Source organism: Nocardia carnea (assembly GCF_029868855.1).
Lineage (GTDB): Bacteria > Actinomycetota > Actinomycetes > Mycobacteriales > Mycobacteriaceae > Nocardia > Nocardia carnea_A.
The window spans coordinates 25870-45407 of sequence record NZ_JARWOV010000306.1; the positions used below are offsets into that span (position 1 = coordinate 25870).

The 19538-nt window shown below is 61.9% G+C and carries 13 protein-coding genes, 2 tRNA genes and 1 pseudogene; 10 read left to right on the forward strand and 6 right to left on the reverse strand.

All coding sequences use genetic code 11. The annotated features are described in order from the left end of the window. Nucleotides 1–218: 218 nt before the first annotated feature. Nucleotides 219–696, forward strand: a pseudogene (locus QH195_RS35325) (LLM class flavin-dependent oxidoreductase); the annotation flags it as partial. An 888-nt stretch (nt 697–1584) separates the two neighbouring features. Here QH195_RS35325 and QH195_RS31505 read toward each other — a convergent pair. From QH195_RS31505 to QH195_RS31515, 3 genes are all read right to left on the reverse strand, one after another. Further along, nucleotides 1585–1812, reverse strand: a complete 228-nt coding sequence (locus tag QH195_RS31505) for a hypothetical protein (protein ID WP_280438065.1) — start codon at nt 1810–1812, stop codon at nt 1585–1587. Between the two features lie 278 nt (nt 1813–2090). Next, a complete protein-coding gene (locus QH195_RS31510) occupies nt 2091–2297 on the reverse strand; it encodes a transposase (protein WP_280438066.1) in 207 nt (68 codons plus the stop codon). Nucleotides 2298–3425: 1128 nt separating this feature from the next. Further along, complete coding sequence (locus QH195_RS31515) at nt 3426–4388, reverse strand: LysR family transcriptional regulator (RefSeq protein WP_280438067.1); 963 nt, start codon at nt 4386–4388, stop codon at nt 3426–3428. A 616-nt stretch (nt 4389–5004) separates the two neighbouring features. On the opposite strand from QH195_RS31515, the gene QH195_RS31520 reads away from it, so the two are divergent. Further along, nucleotides 5005–6000, forward strand: a complete 996-nt coding sequence (locus tag QH195_RS31520; protein WP_280438068.1) for a LysR family transcriptional regulator — start codon at nt 5005–5007, stop codon at nt 5998–6000. An 86-nt stretch (nt 6001–6086) separates the two neighbouring features. Here the strand turns inward: QH195_RS31520 and QH195_RS31525 are convergent, their stop codons facing one another. Both QH195_RS31525 and QH195_RS31530 read right to left on the reverse strand, forming a co-directional pair. Beyond that, nucleotides 6087–6845, reverse strand: a complete 759-nt coding sequence (locus QH195_RS31525) for an ESX secretion-associated protein EspG (RefSeq protein WP_280438069.1) — start codon at nt 6843–6845, stop codon at nt 6087–6089. Further along, nucleotides 6842–8521, reverse strand: a complete 1680-nt coding sequence (locus QH195_RS31530) for a hypothetical protein (RefSeq protein ID WP_280438070.1) — start codon at nt 8519–8521, stop codon at nt 6842–6844. Before QH195_RS31530 ends, QH195_RS31525 begins: the two co-directional genes overlap by 4 nt. Before the next feature lie 876 nt (nt 8522–9397). On the opposite strand from QH195_RS31530, the gene QH195_RS31535 reads away from it, so the two are divergent. The 4 genes from QH195_RS31535 to QH195_RS31550 all read left to right on the forward strand — a co-directional run bounded on the left by QH195_RS31535 (nt 9398) and on the right by QH195_RS31550 (nt 13583). Beyond that, nucleotides 9398–10438 carry an HD domain-containing protein gene (locus QH195_RS31535; protein WP_280438071.1) on the forward strand — a complete coding sequence of 347 codons (1041 nt, stop codon included), beginning with the start codon at nt 9398–9400 and terminating at the stop codon, nt 10436–10438. 518 nt (nt 10439–10956) lie between these two features. Further along, nucleotides 10957–11442 carry a GNAT family N-acetyltransferase gene (locus QH195_RS31540; protein WP_280438072.1) on the forward strand — a complete coding sequence of 162 codons (486 nt, stop codon included), beginning with the start codon at nt 10957–10959 and terminating at the stop codon, nt 11440–11442. A gap of 562 nt (nt 11443–12004) precedes the next feature. Beyond that, nucleotides 12005–12373, forward strand: coding sequence for a hypothetical protein (locus QH195_RS31545; RefSeq protein ID WP_280438073.1), 369 nt, complete (start codon nt 12005–12007; stop codon nt 12371–12373). A 202-nt stretch (nt 12374–12575) separates the two neighbouring features. Next, nucleotides 12576–13583 (forward strand): GlxA family transcriptional regulator, encoded by a 1008-nt coding sequence (locus QH195_RS31550; RefSeq protein WP_280438074.1) that lies wholly within the window; start codon nt 12576–12578, stop codon nt 13581–13583. Nucleotides 13584–13666: 83 nt separating this feature from the next. On the opposite strand, the gene QH195_RS31555 is transcribed toward QH195_RS31550, so the two are convergent. Continuing rightward, the gene (locus QH195_RS31555; protein ID WP_280438075.1) at nt 13667–14587 is read right to left on the reverse strand and encodes a LysR family transcriptional regulator; all 921 of its coding nucleotides are present in this window, start codon (nt 14585–14587) and stop codon (nt 13667–13669) included. 417 nt (nt 14588–15004) lie between these two features. On the opposite strand from QH195_RS31555, the gene sigJ reads away from it, so the two are divergent. The 4 genes from sigJ (at nt 15005) to QH195_RS31575 (ending at nt 19534) form a co-directional block, all read left to right on the forward strand. Further along, a complete protein-coding gene (sigJ, locus tag QH195_RS31560) occupies nt 15005–15865 on the forward strand; it encodes an RNA polymerase sigma factor SigJ (protein ID WP_280438076.1) in 861 nt (286 codons plus the stop codon). Between the two features lie 104 nt (nt 15866–15969). Further along, nucleotides 15970–16041, forward strand: a tRNA-Gln gene (locus QH195_RS31565). A 106-nt stretch (nt 16042–16147) separates the two neighbouring features. Then, nucleotides 16148–16219, forward strand: a tRNA-Gln gene (locus tag QH195_RS31570). A 1305-nt stretch (nt 16220–17524) separates the two neighbouring features. Continuing rightward, nucleotides 17525–19534: a hypothetical protein gene (locus QH195_RS31575; RefSeq protein ID WP_280438077.1), complete on the forward strand. Its 2010-nt coding sequence runs from the start codon at nt 17525–17527 to the stop codon at nt 19532–19534. Nucleotides 19535–19538: the final 4 nt, after the last annotated feature.

Consider the following 19538-nt stretch of genomic DNA (forward strand, 5'->3'; position numbering starts at 1 on the left):
ATCTCCCGACGTGTGCCCGCAACAACTCGGCGGTCCAGTTCTGCCCGCACCATCGTTCCGAGGCAATCGGCGAGTTCTGCGTAGCGGCCACCGAGTATAACCGCGTCGAGGTCGCAGATATTGAGCACCGCGGACAGGGCGACGCCGAGCGCGGCGCCGGCCTCGTCGACCGCGGCGCGTGCCTGGACATCACCGCGTGTCAGGGCTCGGGTGAGCGCCGTGAACCGTTCACCGCGGCCAAATCCATCGCCACCGCCTCGGTGTTGTCCGGTAGGGCGGGTGGAACTCGGTATCGGTGTCGGATGGTCGCGTGGCGAATTCGCGGTCCTCGGAGCCCATTTCGACCATCGCGGCGCTCGAACGGGCGAGATGGTCGCGTTGATGCGTGCATTGTGGGAACCGGGCTGGACCGAATTCCACGGCACCTTCTATCGGGTGCCGCGCCTGGAGATGAGTCCCACACCGCCGCCTATTCCGATCCTCGTCGGCGGGCTCAGCAATATCGCGCTGCGCCGTGCGGCCGGCCATGACGGCTGGATCGGCGATCTGATGACCACCGACCAAGCCGTCGAAACAGCCACCGTGCTGCATCGGATCCGTCGTGACCTCGGAGAAGACGGCGAATTCAGAATCGTCGCCCCGCTCATTGATGCAACCGGACCCGACGACTACCAGCGCGCTGCCGATGCCGGGGTCCGGCGGAGGCCGCGGAAGCGTTGCGACCGGTCTCGGTGGCTACGCCGAACCGGCGGGGCCGCCCGGCGCCCGGCAGTTGGTCAGCGTTCCGCTGATCGAACCGACACCCCGGCTCGCCCTGCTCGCGATCTGGCGTTCAACGGGTGGAATTTCCACCTGGCTCATCCGATTCGTCGAGCCGCTAGCGGCGGCAGGATCGCAGGTGCAGGCACCAGCCGACGAGTCTCCGATTTCCTGGGCACCGGATCGTGCCGCGATCTAACCGATTTCCCATACCCTTGTAGTACAAGAACGGTTCCTACGGCCTCAAACCTGCCGACTCTGGACCAGACGGTGGAAGGGAATGCTGCATCGGACCACGGTGTCTCCTATCCGTGCACCAGCCCGGGATCCCCGGACCACCCGGTAGCGTCGTTGTAGACAACAACTACATGGTTCGTACGCGGTTTCGTCAGTGACTTTGACAGCTGCGGAGCTTCGAGTTACCTTCGAATTTGCTTTATCCACCTTCTGGGGATGTTTTCACCACTTTTCGGTGCACGAGTCCCCCCTCGCGCACCAAAACACGACATTTGCACCCCTGGTGAGGGTCGAGTGGACAAGTCCGACTCGAACACGGAGGTTACCAGTGGTTGTGGATGTCTACCTGCGGTTTTTCCTGGCGTTTGCGCCAGATCGGGCCGTACGCACGGCGCCGTGCACTGCCGGGCCGGCCGGCGACAGGCCGCGCGCGGGGGTGCCGACTGTGATCTCGCCCATAATCCCGCCCCAGACGCCGTGGCAGCATCTCCGGGCTGAACTTTGTCCGGATCGCCGCCCTCACTCAGCGCGATCCCAGGTCACCGACAGCGTCGTCACGGTCGGTCCCAGCCCTGGTCGAACTGCCCGCTAGTGGCCGGGCGCGGGCGTCGGGACGGTCCAGACGCGGATGCCGTCGCCGTAGGATCCCCACTCGTCACCGGGGCCGGGGGCTCTGTAGCTGGTCAACGGTTGATTGTCGGCGTGGATTTCGCCGCGGTCGACTTCTCTCGTGTCGATCTGCGCGCCGTGCAGATGCGGGCACCAGCGTTCGGCGATGGTCAGACAGGTCCGGTGCATCGCCGAATCGATGACCACACGGCGGTCCGGGCTGAGGATCACCCACGCCCGTGGAGGAAGCTGGTCGCCGCATACTTGGCAGCGCCATTCCGCCTGACATCTCAGCTGCAACGCAGGGTCGACACCAAGCCATTTCGGGCCGGCAAGCGAGAGCGGAGTAATCCACGGCACCGGCAGTCCCTCGCTACGCGGCCGGGGCAACCCGACTACAGCCGCGGGCACTCCCGGCGCGCTGAGGCCGCTGCCGCGGACTACTGCGTCACCGGTCAGTGCCGGACACTCAGATGCGGGCGTGGTCACAAACCTGAGGTTCCCCGGTTCCTTGGAGGGGCACTGGTCACGCCGTCGCGTTTGCCTTCATCGACCTCGACGCGGGCGAGCCAGTTCCGCAGACACGACTCGGAGATCCCCAAGCTCTTGGCGACCTGTCCGACCGATTTGTCGCTGGTTCGAGCGAGCTCGATCGCGCGCTGCCGGAACTCCGGCGGGTGTGCTGCAGGCATCCAGACTCCTCTCGGAGGCGAGAATCTCGACTCACCGTCGGTGTCCGGAAGACCGGGTCAACCTCAGCTTGACAGAGTAACAATCCACAGTCCCAGCGTAGATTGCGTTCCACCGTTTCCGGGCACGCACCGTATAGAGATCAGGTCGATTGTTGAGCATGTCGCATACGCCAGGTGGGTTCGGGCGGCGATATGTCACGCTGTCCGGGCAAAACACGGACCCGCTGCGTGGAAGTGGCCAACCGTCATATCGGTGAGCAGCTTGCAGCCACCGACGGAACAGTCGATCGAGTCGGTGCAGGAGGATACGGAAGGCGACAGGTCGACGATACCGAAACACATGAATCGGTGGTGGATACTCGGTGTTGTTTGCGCCGCGATAGCAGGTTGTTCGTCGACGCCACCGGCGCCCATCGAAATCGGGCAGGCCCGCGGTTCGGGGCAGCGGCTCGAGTATCCGACGGCGCTCGACTCGTCCGGCTACTTCGCGTTCGATCAGTGGCCGGCCGCATGTTCGTTCCTGACAACCGATGAGATCCGATCGGTGCTGCCACAGGCCGAGAATATTGTCTTCGAGCCCGGCGATACCGATATCCGGATCATTCCATCGGGTCGAGAAGTTACCGCGCTTCGAGCGAAATGCTCTGTCTCATTGGACCTTCCCGGGATGAGGGCCGGCGTATTGATCGATGAACACGGCGCCGGAAGACCCGTGGACCGTCTTCCGAAGAGTGAACAGGTCCCGCGCATAAATCAAACCGATCTCGGCGACGGTTGCGCAGCAGATCCGGCCTCGACCGAAGTCTCGTGCGCGAAAGACCGTATCGTGTTCACGATCTCCACGCCGTTCACATACCAGGAGCCCGTCGGCGACGGTCAGGTCCGGTACTCGGCGAAGGGCACCGTAAACAGCTTCAGCTCCGGCGACTTCGCTCGGTACCAGACATTCCTACGCGATAGTGTCACTGTCCCACTGGCACGGCTCATTGTCGCCAAGATCTAGTCGCAGGCCAGATCACCTTTTCCGCCCGGCGCAACCACAAGGTCGCGCCGGCTCCCGCCGAACTCACCGATAGGGGTCTGTGGACCCTGGTGACTGTCGACGGCGCCGGCGCGGCGGGAGGCAACTCACCGGGCACCGGCCGCAGCCGGCCGCGCAGCATGCATACCGCCGAGGGATCGAGCGAAAGCACGCAAGGCCCTGGTTTCGTTCTCGGCGATCCAGACCGGAACCAGGACACACGGAGGAAGGTCACAGACCGGGATCAGCGTCAATCCCGGATGTGTATGAACCGGAACGGACTTTCCGAGGCCGAGATAGGGAATATTGCATCGCCGCACCGACAACATGACATCGAGCACGCTCGCCGGGCCGTCGCGATGCGCCGCCCAGGGGTCGGGTACGAGGGGGATTCGGGTACCCTCTGGCGTTCGCGACGGCGTCCACGCGTCTCGGAAGACCGCCGGACCGCCGCAATCGATATCGAGTAGCGTGTGCTCGGCCGCAATCTGCTCGATACTCACCTGGTCGGCGCCCGCCAGCACATGATCATTGCGCACCACCACTGCCCGCGGTGCCTGCATCAGGATTGCACCGGCCCGGCGGCCGTCGCCGCTGACCGCGGCAGTGTCCCCACCTGGCGACCATGTGAGCAGGATATCGATGGTTCCGCGCTGCAGAGTCTCGAAGGCGTCACCGCTGCATTGCGCCGCCGTCAGAACTTCGACGTCGGGATTCCGCGCCGCACCAGCACTCGCCACACGGCAGGCCAGGCCACCGTCCACGGCAATCGAATACCCCATTACCAACGGAACCCGACGGCTACGCGCCGTTATCCGTGCCCGCGAGATCGCCGCGTGCATACAGGCCAGCCCCTCCGCTGCGTCCGCCCGGAACACCTCGCCCAATTCACTCAACCGCACCTGACGTGACGACCGCACGAACAAGTCGCCGCCCAATTCCGCTTCCAGCGCTGCCACCACCTGGCTCACTCGCGCCGGGCTGACATGCAAGCGCTGCGCCGCCCGCCGGAAATGCAATTCCTGGGCCATCACCAGGAAAACTTCGATATCGCGGAACTCCACGGTCACCCCCGGCGCCGGAGGGCGATCCGTCGGCATCGTGTGGGCAGCGGAAAGCCGAGACATAGACCCGGGACGGGCGTTTTGCGTGGTCGGCGGTTTGTCCGGTCCGGTGATCTGTCCATATCAGTTCATCTATCCTGTGCGACGATCCGGCGCAGAACCGCTCCGGATCGGAAAAACCTCCGATCGCCATTCTGCGGTTCGGTCACCGAATGCGAACTCTGAGCCGACCGTTACCGGTTGCCCGTCCTGCTCGTTACCCGTGGGGTGCCCACGCTGGCGGCGCCGACGCCCCGGGTCGTAACAACCTTGCCCGGCGCAGACAGTCGGCGACCAGCACGGCCCGAGAATATCGACCGATACGTCCGATCAGTTAGCGGGCATAAACAGTGAGCCAACGCGCCGGGCCTTTCCGGGCGATAGGCGGATAATTGTGCATTATGACCTATTCGGAGCCGGGGAGCTCGGACGAACTGGATCTTCATGCATGGCCCAAATCCAGGGAGAAATGAACCGCAACAGCGGGAGATGAATATTTCCGACCGTCAGAAGTGCTCCCGTAACCCTTGCCATACCCGCTACTTCGGCACCACGCTGATCCGCGGCCAGGAAGGCGTCACCGATGGAACTTCGTGATGTCGAAATCTTCCTGGTGGTCGCCGAAGAACTCAATTTCACCCGGGCGGCCAGGCGTTTGGGTCTGAGTACGGCGCGCGTGAGCCAGGTGATCCAAGTACTCGAGAAAGACTTGGGCGGTGCGCTCTTCCTCCGTACCACCCGCCGGGTCGAGTTGAGCCCGCTCGGCGCCCGGTTCCGAATCGACGCCGAACGTGGCGCCGGTCGCCTCTACAGTGCGATCGTTCGAACCCAAGCGGCGGCCCGCAGCCGAACCGAAGTGCTACGGCTCGGCCACTCCCCTCTGGTGAGCGACGCCCTCGTCGCGCACATCGCCGACCGCTGCGAAGCGTATGCGTCCGGTATCACCGTCACCACCACATCAGACTGCCCGTCCACGGGATTCGACCGCTTGCAGAACAATGCGAGTGATGTCCTGCTCGCGTGGTCGCCGGGCGGCAGCGATGCGGCGGTCGCGGGTGGGGACCGCCGGTCCGGCCCGATTCTCGCGTCCGCAGCCCGGGCCCTGCTGGTCCGAAAAGACCACCCCCTTGCCGGCTACCGCCACGTCAGTATCGAGCAGGTCGCCGCCTGCTGCCAGCTCTTGGACACCGGCACCGACGGCCCCGCCGCCTACACGGCAGCGTGGACACCCTCGTTAACACCGCAGGGTGCTCCACTGCGCCGGAGCCCGGCGGACCTCTTCTCAGCGTCGCCTCGCCGCTCGGTATGTATCCACGACGCGGCCGCTTGGGTGCAGCGGGAAGGCACGCCAACACTGGTGATCACACCATTATCGTGTATTCGGTCGTATCCCGGGCTGCGGCTGATCCCGGTTGTCGACCTGCCACCGTGTGTGTTGGTTCCGGTATGGTGCAAGAGCCGCGAAACCCACGGTGTCAGGTTGTTGATCCAGAGCCTCGCCGAGCCGCGGGTCCTGGGTTCGGCCGAGCACGGGCATCCCCCCGGCGATATCACAGCCTCCGTTCACTCGATGCCGTGACGCCCGACCGACAGCGCGAACGAGTAATCGACGACTACTCGACACCGCTTCCGCTGCATGCGGCAACGGTATGGAGCTGCCTGTCGCTACCGGCGTTGATCCCTGATCGCGGCGACTACGACAGCGATTTCACTGTTGATCAAGTGGACGAAGTCTGCCGCGCTCACCGGGACCGCGGCACGGGGGAGGTCCATTCCGATCACATACCGCCCGTCACCGGAAAGATCACGCCAACCGAGGTGGCGGCCCACTCTACCTCGTGGACCGAATCTCGAAATACCCTGCTGGACCGCTATTGTGCCCGTCCAGGTGAGTGGGACGCTTTCAAAATCGGCACTGCGCCGGTGGACACTGTCGTCGAGATCGTGCACCCGGGAGACGCCGTGATCGTAGTCGATATGGTCGTTGGTGGGATCCGGCAGTAGAACCGTTCCGCGACGGCCCTTCCCTTCCTCCGGCAGCCCCGCGACAACGGACTGCGCCAACTCGATCGGATCGCATTCGGAAATCCGGAACCGATCCCCTGGATCGCCTGCCACCTGCTCGATCGCGAACCCCCGAGAGCCACGGCGAACCCCTTGCAACCGTCGGATACCAGGGCCGGAAACCTCCTCCGCCCAGGCCAAGACGCGGAGATCCGGCCAAGACAGTACCTCCAGCACCTCACCGAGTCCTTCTTCCACCAACGGTGCCAGCCGCTCCTGCGTCTCCGCCATCTCCCGCACATAGTCCGCGTGGTATCGCGTCCGGCTGATCACCCGGAACGGTTGCGGGAACTCGTCGTTGGCCCGCAACTGGCACAGAGCGTCGAACTCGACATCGGTCAGGTCCCAGCTTCGGTTCATCGGTCCAGTACAGGTTTCGAGACGAGCGGCGAATCCCCGAGGGCTTCCGTCAAATACTCGGTGGAATTCAGGTATTCGGGCGACTTCCGGCCATCGTTGTCCCTGCCCGCTTGCGCCGCGCTGCCCGCCGGTCCCGGCGAGCCGGGGGTCCCCATTCCCCCAAGCGGCGGCATGATCGGCCGAGCCGCGGAGGCCAGGGTCGCCGCCGGCGCGAGACTCGCCCGCGGGAACAACCGCGCGTTCAGCTGCGGCGATTTCGGTGCGGTCGGTGCACTCACGCCTGCCCCCTTCGGCACACCACCACCTGGTAGCCCACCCACGCCGGACGGTACGCCCGGCGTCGACATCCGCAGCGCCTCGGCATCCCTCATCGCTTGATCAGCGGTTTGACGTGCGAACTCGTGCTGCGCCATTTGCTGCGCCGCCTGCATCGCTTGCTGAGCAGCCTGCTGCCCGGCTTGCATCACCTGCTGCCCGGCCAGGTCCATGGCCCGTTCCGCCGCATCGTCGGCCACGGGGGCGTCCGGCACGAGGGCTGGCCCCTGGGGCATATTGGTGGCGGACAGATCAGGCATCGGCGAACCGCCTCCCGCTCCGCCGACGGGCCCGACCGTATCACGCCCGCGCGGTTTGTCGTGGCCTCCCGGATTCGTTTTGTAGGGTGCGTAAGCCACCGGGAGCACCGGAACTTTCCCAGCGGAAAATGCGTACCCATCCACATAATAGTGCTTCATGAGGTCCTGGTAGAATCTTTCTTTGTTCCTATATCCTCCTTGCCCCATTTCGATTGATTGCGGCATTCCCTCATCAGGCATATTCCGTCTAGTACCTTCGAGCCATCGCCCGACATGCCAAAGATTGTCACCGATGAGATTCATGGGATAAATGAGACTTTCGGTGGATTTGGCATATTCGAAAACCGCGCGGCGCGCCTGGTCGGCAGCGATTCCGTCCCAATTACCCTGTTTTTTGAGACCATCCACGGATAAACGGAGATCATCGAATATCTCCTTGTATCCCTGAGCCATCCAGTGCCATTTATCAGCGGCCTGTAACGCACGCAACGGAGCATGATTTCCACCGATATAAGCACCCAGTGTGTATAGCGCTGGGTAACTCATACTTCGGTGGTTCTCGGCCGATCCGAGCAGGTCCTCGTTGACCACCCGACTGTTCTCGAGCCTCTCATTCGGTCTCGACCCGAAACGGGGATCAGTTAGATTACGGGGATCATAAAATTTCCAGAGTTCCGAAGCCGTGGTCAGGGAGGGTCCGCCGATGTCTTTCGGCGTCACTCGGACACCATCGAATAGCCGCGCGTTATCCGCCTCGCCCGCATCATATGCTTTACCCGCTGCGACGAACGTGTCCTTCATGGACTGTAGAATTTCTACATGATCCCCCAGAATCCGGTCCAGCTCCTCTCCTTTTGCCGCGAATACCTTGGCCAGAGCTTCCCCAGAGTTGAGATTGGAAAAAGGGCTCGACACCGGCGAGTAGTGGGCGACCTCCTTCGCCACCTTACGGAGGCTCAGCAACCCCCCGATCGCATCGGCGGCCAACTCGGCATACTTCAAGGCCGCACCCTGCTCGAATACTAGGTCACCGGCAGTGGCCAATTTCTTCAGTTTAGGCCAGGGGTTGGCGGCAGGTGCCGGGGGCGTGTTTCCATCCATGTCATTCCCCTTTCAAGCCACCGAGGCACGTCCGTTCCCGGGCGTACACCACACGCCACCGACATACCCGGACCTCAGCCACGTGTCCGCACATTTCACACCTCGGCGTGATCATAGCCACCCATCACCTCATATCTCCTATTGTTCAACAGCGCTTATCGGATACCCCTAACAGGAGACAGACTTCGCCGTTGTATCCGGCAGACAACCTGAGCCCTAGTGTTCCTGCTGCTTTCGGCCATGATCTCGGGCTGGCGAACGTGCACGGACTTCCGTGCGCCTACAGCGAAGAATTGCTCGCCTTCGCATTGATCCCGGACCCGCGGCAGCATCACATACCGACAGGATTACTAAACGATGGTCCGGACTTCATCGAGGATAGGTAATCTGAGTTTCGTTCCGATCAGTGCCGACTCCTGTTGCCGGCACCGCAGGAGACGTTCGGCATCGACGAAAGCCGAATCGTCCACCAGTCCCACCCGTCGAGGCGCATCGAGAATGTCCAGCAGTAGCGCCCCGGCAAACCTCCGACCAAACGCTGGAGCCAACGCCGTGATCACGTTCAGAAAGTCAGTACCCGCCGATTTCTCGTTGCCGGCTCGCTGCTTGCCGAATCCCCATGTGGCCCGCCGGTGGAGTCATTCGTTCCCTCCCGAGCCCGCCGAGAGCGATCTCGGTACTAGGTCCAAGCCGGATACATCGACTGAGCCCCCGTCGTACAAGGGTCCGATGCCGGTCCGTTCCATCCCTATTGAAGACGATCCCGATGGCTATGTGCCGGCGAGAGGCCAGAATCCAGCGCCATCTGTCCATAATGGGCTGGATCCTCGCCCGCCTATAGCCAACGATCCAGTGGTCAGAGGAAAAGGAGGCCACATGAACGACATTGCCGCGACCGGACGGACCGATTTCTCCCTACCAGAGACCACACTTGCGAATCAGGCTATGAAATTCGCCAAGCGCATTCTCCCTGAGTTCATCTACAATCACAGCATTCGCAGCTACCTATTCGGCCGCGCGCTGGCTCAGGCCGGCGGACTGCGCCCGGGCTCACACTACGACGACGAACTCGTCTTCATCTCGTGCATGCTCCATGACAGCGGATTGAGCGATGAGGGAAATGGTGCGCAACGATTCGAGGTCGACGGTGCCGACCTGGCCGCGTCATTCCTACGGGACCACCGAGTAGAAGAAGAACGAATCGATCTCGCTTGGGATGCGATTGCGCTCCATACCTCAGACGGTATCGCACACCGCAAAGGTCCGGTGGTCTCGGTGACACAACTCGGCATAGCAGCCGATATCCTCGGCCGCGAACGGGAAAACATTCCCAAAAAGTTCGCCGACCAGGTGCATGCGGCTTTTCCTCGGGAGAACCTCGGGTATGCTCTGGCCGATGCGGTGGTGGTCCAAGCTTTACGGAACCCTGAGAAGGCGCGGCCGATGACGTTCCCCGGGCACCTTCTGGAACTTCATCGTCCATACGGATCAACACCGAATTGGTACAACGCCATCGAGGCAGCAGGATGGGGCGATAAACCCATATCCGGCAGATTTCCCACCGCCGGCACGCCCGAAGAACTGACGCAGCTGTTCACCGATACTCTTGCAGCCGGCAACGTGGACGGTGTGGTCTCCCTTTTCGAGAAGGATGGCTTCCTTTCCTGCACCCCGGGGGATGTGGCACAGGGAGTCGACGAGATTCACACCCGCCTTACGCGGTATGTCGAACAACGTACCGAAGTGGTGATGGTGCCGCAAAGCCTGCAAATCGTCGGAGCGGTCGCCGTCATGAACCATCGAGCGACGATTGTGAACTCCCACGGAACAAGGACGACGATATGCACCGGGACCTCGACGCGGAGACCGGACGGCACATGGCGTTACGTTACCCTCAATCTGTCCCTCGACGGTTAGACCGGCGCCCGATTCCCGCGGTCCTTCGTGACGGGTTTCATCAGGAGCGACAGGGACGGGGATGCGGTCGAGATTTCAGCTCGGGTCGTATCCCCGTGTCGCTCGATGCAGTCACTCATAACCAGCAGGGTCAGGGGTTCCGTATCGAGTAGATCATCTGCTGGTGCATGCCGGCGGATCACGCAAGGTATTGATTTCAATGTATTCCGGAGAATCACCCCGACCGCATGAACCCGACGTACACCTCCGAATTTCGACACCGGAAGCTGTTTTCGATTTCCGTGGCTGCGCGGAGTCTGTCGAGAACCTGATTCGAAAGTGGCCGGCGGGGTATGGGTTCACCCCGATAGTCCTCGACCCGGGAAACAACCCGCTACCCGAACGACGCATGCCCTGTGAGGAACTGTGGCTGCCGCCGGACTGAGTCACCGTCAAGCCACATGCGCTCGGTTCGGCACGCGGGCACATGCCCCTTCCCGGCTCTCCGAGTTTTCACACAACGAAAGGAACGAAGCCATATGAGTACCGGCACGGTATCCGTCGCGGAACCCATGCATTCCGAGATCGTAACGCGGCTGCAGATCGAGTTCGCCGCCGAGTTCGGCACACCGAGTCCAACGTTCGACGTGCTGCTGCCCCGTTTCCAGGCGCTCCTCTCGGACAACGCCGCTTTTGCACTTCTCGCCGGGGATCCGATGGCACCGGCGGGCTACGCCGTCGTCACGCTACGCCCGACGGTCTACTGCGACGGGCTACTTGCGGTCCTCGATGAACTTTACGTGCGCCCGCCTCTTCGCCGCTCGGGTATCGGTACCGCAATGCTCGACCGGGCGATTGCCGAGGTACGCACCAGAGGCGGCGGCGAGATGCATATCAACGTGGATGAGATCGATATCGACGCACGGAGATTCTATGAGCGCCACCAGTTCGTGAACATCCAGCCCGGAACCGACTACCGCATGCTGTGCTACACAAGAGAATTGTCGATTCCGGCGGCAACATGATCAGGCGTTCAACCATCCGCTTCCCACACGGCCCGGTTCGTCCAGAACTGCAGCCGACAGATCGACCGAACCGAATATCGAGTAAACCCGGAAGAATAGCGGGCACGGGGATATTATGAAAGAATGTTGATGCCAACATTTTCCGTCACGATCATAGGGGTACTTGCGGCCGTCGTCGCACTGATGTGGAAACGGTCGACTCCTGGCCTCACAGTGTTGTTCGCGCTGCTCGGCGCCTGGCTCGGATTTGCAGGGGGAGCCTTGGTCGGTTTGGCTGTCGATATCATCAGTGGCGGCGGAGGATTCCTCGCGCTGATCGGCCACACTGCTGCAGCTGCTGGAGCTGTCACAGGGGTGCACAGAGTATGTACACGGGCACCGGGCGAGTAGCTCGGGAATACTGCGGTATTCGCACGGTAATTTTGCGAGGCTCCCCAGCACGATTTCGTGGTCCGTTTCCGGGCAACGTGACGAGCCGGCACCACTGACCGGACTCGGGTGGTCCGGTCAGTGGTCGCCTCGGCCCTCGGAGACCAGATCCAACGGTTTGACAGGGGATAATATGGACCTTCTTCCAGACCCGGCATGGCCGGTGCTCGTACTCGCCGGAGTTCAGTTCGTGGACGCTGCGATGTGCGTACGGCCGCCGCATTTCATTGCACTGTGCTTGAAGGCCGTCAATTGGCCGCGAAAACTATGGTGGTTGTTGCCGCCCATCAAGTCTATCCTTGGAACCGGCATGATCGCTGGGCTATGGTTTCCGTACATCGCGGCGGTATCATGCACAGCGTTGGTTGCTTACTTCCTTGTCGCAATCGGAATGCATATCGGAGCCGGCGATCTCGGCCGCAACCTCTACATAAATGCCGTCGGAATGCTATCGATCTCGGCCACAACATTGCTCGGCTGCTTTGTGCTTCCGAATCTCTGAGGCGAAGCGCCGATCGGGGCTCACCCACACCCGCCCGGTGCGAACCACATCAGGCGGCTGAAACCTTCGGCTCGCGACGAAGAGTAATCTCTCGGCGAGAAACCGTCGACTGCAAGTGTTCCCGTCAGGCACGGACCCAACGAAGCCCACGCCAGCCGATAGATGGGCGGTACATCGGGGAGGATGGTGATAAATTCGTGCCATGAGAACAGTAGCTGTTCTAGCCAGAGAAGGCGTGATCGGCTTCGAGTTCACGGTACCTGGTTTGGTTTTCGAGATGGCCAACACAGTCGTCAGCAACTCTTACGCAATCAGATTGTGTGCACCCGGCAGGCAGGTCAGGGCAAGTGCACAGCTCGGCGGATTCGAACTGAACACGACCTGGGGACTCGAGGGCCTGGCAGAAGCCGATCTCGTGGTCGTTCCCGGTGTGCTCGAGTGTTTTGAGCCGCTGTCGGCGGAGGTGAGTTCGGCGCTCCTGGCGGCTGCAGATCGCGGGGCCCGAATCATGTCGGTGTGCATCGGTGCCTTCGCGGTAGCATCTATCGGTCTTCTGGATGGTGTTCGTGCGACTACTCATTGGAAGTTCGCGCCAGTGCTTGCGCAGATGTACCCCCGTGTCGAGGTAGATGCATCCGTGCTGTACATCGATAGCGGTCGAGTGCTGACGTCCGCCGGAATCGCTTCGGGGCTCGATCTGTGCCTGCATATCGTCCGGTCCGATCTGGGTGCTGAAGCCGCCGCCGATACCGCCCGCAGAATTGTTATGCCACCCCATCGGTTCGGCGGCCAGGCGCAGTACATCGAATACTCCGCATTATCGCACGGTAATGCTGGACTGAGCCGAACTATGGAGTGGATACAGGAGAATCTACATCTTCCGCTGACTCTACACGATATCGCCCAACATGCGTCTATGAGCGTCCGTAGCCTCAATCGGCATTTTCGCGCCGAAATCGGTGCGACTCCGCTTCAATGGCTGCAACGAGCAAGGCTCGATCGCGCAAGGCAGCTACTCGAAATGACAAACCTCAGCGTGGAGCGTGTCGCAATCGAAGCGGGTTTCGGAACCGCGCAGGCCTTGCGCTATCACTTTTCAAGAATTATCGGAACCTCACCGTATTCATATCGCGCAACATTCAGTGAAGCAAATGCAGCACGCGTTTTCCCACCGTCGACGGAGCACAATAGCGGCGGGCGGCGCGGATGATTCGCAGGTATCGGCCGCGGCAACCTGCCGAACCGTGACAGCCGCCGGCACTGCGTGGGTTGTTCCATATCGCAGATCCCGCGCTACGGTGCGATACTCGTGAATGCGTGAACGGGTGGTGTGTCGTTACCCCCGCGCCACACCGAAATGAGCATGCACGGCGGGAGATCGGAAACGGGGACCAAGGCCAGGCCCGGATAGCAGCCGGCCCAAGGCAGCGAAGCAACCGTCAGATACGGTAACCGAAGCCGCTGGACCAGCGTCATCACATCCAGGATGCTCGACCGGCGGTGCCGGTAGATGTTCGTCGGCCCCGCGTCTGCGCACCGCAGCGGTGTTCCCCTCGGCGTATGGGTCGGTAGCCATACCGACCGGCAAGGATCCGACATCTCCCGGCCTATGTCCAGAACAACGTGGCGCGCGGCGAGGGTCTCCACGCTGATCTCGCGGTGCCGGGCAAGTGCGTGATCGCTCGGCACGAGCACCGCACGAGTTGTTTTCGCCAGCACCGGACCGATGCTCAGACCGTGTCCGGTCACCAGGTCGGTGCCGTCCACGGGAGTCCACGCCAGCAAGACATCGATCAGCCCCTCCTGAAGTGAGGCGAAACCGCTGCATTCGAACTGTGCGAAGGTGACCACATCGAGTGCAGGGTTCCTGGCCTGGCACTCGTCTGCCAGATGCGCCACGAACTTCGCGCTCACCGTGGCTGGATATCCCACACGCAGAATCTCCCGGGCGCTGGCGGCTGTGAGACGGGCACGTTCGACAACATCGAGAATCTGGGCGTGCGCGGGTCGAATGTCCTTGCGCAACTGCTCACCGAGTGCCGTCAGCTGGACCTGGCGGGAAGTCCGCGCAAACAATTCTCCGCCTACTTCTTTCTCCAGGGACTGCACTATTTGACTCACCCGGCCGGTCGTCAGATGCAACCGCTGGGCTGTCCGACGGAAGTGCAGTTCATCGGCAAGGGCGAGGAACACCTCTATACTTCGCAGTTCCATGATCTGTGCTCACTTCCTGCACGGAAACACATTCGAACACGCTGATGCCGGGCCCCGGTCCGGCCCTTGCTGGGCCTGGGTGCGCCCGGAAGCACGTTGATGCCCCCGTCTCGGCATCGGCGAGGGAGCGCGGCTTGCTGCCTTCGGCTGCTGTGTCGACATATCAGGTCCTCTTGGCTCGAGGGATCGGTGTGAGCAGGGGACGAATCAGGGGCGATTCATGTGACAGGGGTCGGCACGTGCCTGTGCTCTCGGCCCGCTCGACACGTCTGTCCTGCTGGCCACTCGATCGTTGGCCATGGGCGGGCGAGATAGCCAGCCCATTATGGACAGATGGCGTCGTATTATGGCCTCCACCGACACTCGGCATCGCACCGGATAACATGACCGGGTGGCAGTGGTGTTCGGATGCGTGGCATGACCGACTGGAAACAAGAGCGGCGTCGCCTGTTCGCTGTCGCGTATCGGCTGTTGGGCAGCGCCGCTGAGGCCGAGGACGCGGTGCAGGAGGCGTTTCTTCGCTTCCACAGTTCGGCACCCGCCGATTTGAAGGACACCCGCGCCTGGCTCACGACGGTGACATCCCGCATCTGCTTCGACACGCTGAAATCTGCTCGTGCGCGCCGTGAGAGGTATGTCGGAACCTGGTTGCCCGAGCCGTTGCTCGCCAGCGACGATATCGATATCGGTGATACCGCCGCGCTGCGCGAGTCTGTCCGGGTCGCGGTCCTGCTGGTCCTGGAGACGTTGACGCCGGCGGAGCGCATAGCCCTGATCTTGCACGACGCGTTCGGTATGGATTTCGACCGGGTCGCAGCGGTGGTACAGCGATCTCCGGAGGCCTGTCGTCAACTGGCGTCCCGAGCTCGCCGACGGGTACGAACCGAGGCACCGCCCCGCACGGAGGTCTCCACAGCGGAACATCACCAGGTTGCCGCGGCGTTTCTCGCCGCCAGCGTAGACGGGGACCTGGATGCGCTCGTCTCCATGCTCGACCCGCATATCGTCCTCCGGTCCGACGGCGGCGGTCATATTCCGGCCGCCCGGCATCCGGTGGAAGGGGTGGACAACGTCTTGACGCTGCTCGCCGGCCTGGGACGGCTCTACGAAGGCGTCGAAAGCATCCCGGTAGCACTTGCGGCCGGCGAAGGGTTTCTGCTGGTCCTCGCGGGCACTGTGCTCGGAGTGATCAGCCTCGATATCGATAGAGGCCGGATCACGGAGATGAACCTCGTCGTCAACCCGGAGAAACTGCGTCGTTTTGCATCGGACAGCTGAACCCCGGCGAGTCGAATCGTTCAGCTGAATTAAATGCCTGCTCGCCTGACTGAACAAATCGCCGGCAGGCCGCGCGGTCATCTATAGTCGAATCCGCGTGACGATGGAGTATGGGGTAATTGGCAGCCCGACTGATTCTGGATCAGTTCGTCCAGGTTCGAGTCCTGGTACTCCAGCTTTCCGGAAGTGAACCTTGCACTGGTCCGCAACTCGAGGTGGGACACTGGTAGGGTTTTCGGGCCGCCGTACGTGTTACACATTCGGTCTCGGCGTGATACCTGATGGGGTATGGGGTAATCGGTAGCCCGACTGACTTTGACTCAGACGATCCAGGTTCGAGTCCTGGTACCCCAGCCGAGCGTTGGCGCAGCCGACCGCCAACAGCGCCTTTCCAGCGCACCTCGCCCAGCATGCGCTCATAACTCGCGCACCCCGCCGTGTGGTGTGCGAGTTCGCGTTTTCCTATTCTTCCGAGTAGTCGCCACCGATCCGGTCGCCAGGGAAAGCGTACACGCAACGATACGCCGCGGCGAGATCCCGTACACGGTAGACGGTGGGATACAGGCACGTTCTGCCCATGGGCTGATTCTCGTCCGGTAGGTCGGCCCCTCGACATTCGACTATGCAAGAGCACACAACAATTAGGGTTTTTCAACAATCAAAGGTGACATTCTGCCCGAAACGACCGACGCGCACCGGTCCGATCACACCCGGATGGTGCAAATGACCAGGTAGCCGGCATCGACCGACACCGGCCGATGCCTGACGGGAGGTTCCGGTCTCGACCAGAGCCGAAACGAAGCCTTTGTTGACGATATCGGCCGGCGAATTACTCTCGGGCCATACCTTGCCGGACAGTGAGGCCATTCGGTTCGGCCGAAGCGAACCGGATCGACAGATCGAGAGGTCCCCATGTTCTCCCACACTCAGCACATCAACCGGGTGCGTCGCATCGCAGTGCGCTGCCTTGCCGCCTGTACGCTCGCAGCGCTGCCAATGGGGGCGGCTCTGATCTCGAATGCATTCGATACGACCCCCGCCACGCGGCTCGAGCAGGCGAGGCCGGAGCCCAGCGGCGAACTCGGCGGCTCACACGGAGAGCTTGGACAGTGCACGGAAACCACATGCAGGCCCCAGCAATCGCCGAACGACCCGTCCACACCCGATGAGCCGGAGGTCGAATTTCTCTGAGGCAGCTCGGATCTCGCCCCGATCGGTCGCGTGCCACCGCTCGCTGCACGTCCCCCGCAAAAGGCGCCAGGCGTTACGTGAGCTGCTCCAGCTGGCGCATGCCTGGGCCAGTGATGACTTGTCGTTGGCCTGAGCGTGGGCCAGGATAAGCCACTCGTTTCCCAACGATTCGAAGCAGAGCTACCCATGGTGGCAACCAGCCAACAGGACCTGTCCTTCAATACCTCCGAAGTTCCCTCGGATTTCACCGCGTCGGAATCTTCACACCTGGCAGGTTTCGAGTGCGCGCACCGAATGGCGTTGAATCTGCAGTCCGGCCGTGCAGTCATCCTCAACAAAACGAGATACCTCCCGTCCGGACCATAATCTGGAACATCGATATAACCGCCGGACCCGCTAGGCGTATTCGGTGAGCGCCGCTCGTAATCGACAAGCAGGCTGCGGACGCAAAGGCGATCGGAAACACAAGTGACCATGTATTACATATACAACAGCGCGGGAAAGTTTGTCGAAGTCGAGCGTCCGCCCGATACCGGTTACTACTATGTGCGAGAACGAGAAGGTATTGACGATTTTGACATAACCGACGATTTCAAATACACCTTGTGGCAAGCCAACCCTTCCGGCGACGACAAAATACTGAAAGAGTGGGGCAGCGGTGACGACAGGGACTTCATCGTCACGGAAGACGGCTACAAATACAAAACCAAGAAGAACTCATACGGCAATACCGTAGCCGACCCCGACGCAGGACGAGAACGCTACTCCCATAGGATGCCCGACAAGGTCGATCCCGACAACAGCAGCAGTTCGCTCACCAGCCCCAACGGAACCTACCGTTTAAAGTTGGACGACCAGGGGAACCTGATCCTCACCAGAAACGGTGACCCCGTCTGGGGTTATTCGGGGGCAGACGCACAGAACCTCCTAAAATACCTGGAATCCCCTGACAACAAAATTGCACTCAGGGACGACGGGGCGATCGTAGAAGTCGACAAGGACGGCCAGATTGTCAAAGTTATTCGCGAGGCAGGCGACGAAACCCACCCGATACTGATCGTCCTGTATCACCCGAAGTACGGCACCCCGGTTCTGCATCATGCGATTTCGGAAACCCAAGATGCGCTGCAGCTACAGGTGGATTGCTTCGGAAAAGGAAAGCCCGAACTCGCGAAAGATGTATCCGAGTACCTCACGCACAACGACAGGCTCGCAGACCGGAGGAACCAAAGCAAGTTCACCGATAGGTACAACAACGACTATCTCGATCCGAATACCGATATCAAGATGAAGTACAAACAGGCGGATACGGCCATTGCCGGCATAGCGATCGATACGAGTACGACGAACAGTGCCGCATTCAAGAAGATTGTCGATACGTACCATGAATTGAACGACAAACTACGAGCAGTCGACAACGAATCCTCCAGATATACTGAAAAAGTATGGGACAGCCCAGGCGAGGTCACCAAGCTCTCGAAAGACGGAGAGATCGCGCTGTTGAACGCGATGCAAGAAACCCTGCGAGCCGCTGACAGAGTCCTGGAACAAGCCATAGCCGACAACCGCGAACTGGCAGACAGAACCGACCGGAAAAAGCCGGACGCACGTGAACGCGCCCGACGCCGTACCCAGGCAGCGGTACGGCACCGTGGTGGCGGGAGGGATTTCGCGGGTGACTCCGCAGGCCCCGTATCCAGGCAGACCGGTTCCCCACTTATTTCCGGACCGGGCGCCGGGCCTTTTCCTCTCGGCGAAGATCCCGCGCAAGCCGCGAATCCCGCACGCAAGATGCCGGAGCCCGATATCGACCGGCTCCTGGATGCCTCGAACCGGCCGTCGCTGCCAGCTGCCCCGAATAGCGCCCCGGACGCCAGTGCAATGGTGCCCATGATGCTGTTGCCGATATTGCAGCAGATGATGCAGCAACGGCAACAGAAGGACACCGCCGCACGCCAGGAGCGTGAACCGGTCCCACCCGAACCCGCATGGGATCGGCCTGCTCCAGGACCCGCGCAAGCGGCGTCGGTTCCGGCATCCCACAACGACAGCCCGATCACCGCGCCCGCGGCCACCGAACACGGTCGCCAGGCAACCGCGCCTGGCATGGTGGACGTGGAGCTGCCCAACGGTGCCACACAGAAAGCCCCGGCGATCGTCGCGGAGGCGATCCGCCGCGAGATCGGCAACACCGAAGGCAGCGATGCCCACGCCGCCTACGCCGGAACCCCCGCCGCCCACTCCTGGGTTCCCATCGATGCCGCGGAGGCCCACACCGGAGACATCGTGCAATGGAAGAATCGCAGCGCCCTCGTCGTCGGCTTCGGCGACGAACTCTATTTCCTCAGCAACGGGAAGATGGTGGCTGCCGATGTCGACAGTCCACCGGACGACGGCCACGGCGCGCATGGTCCATTCCAGGGCTTCTTCCGGCCGCCCGGTACCGCTGCCCCGGTCCCCGCGGCGTCGGCCGGATAGCGGA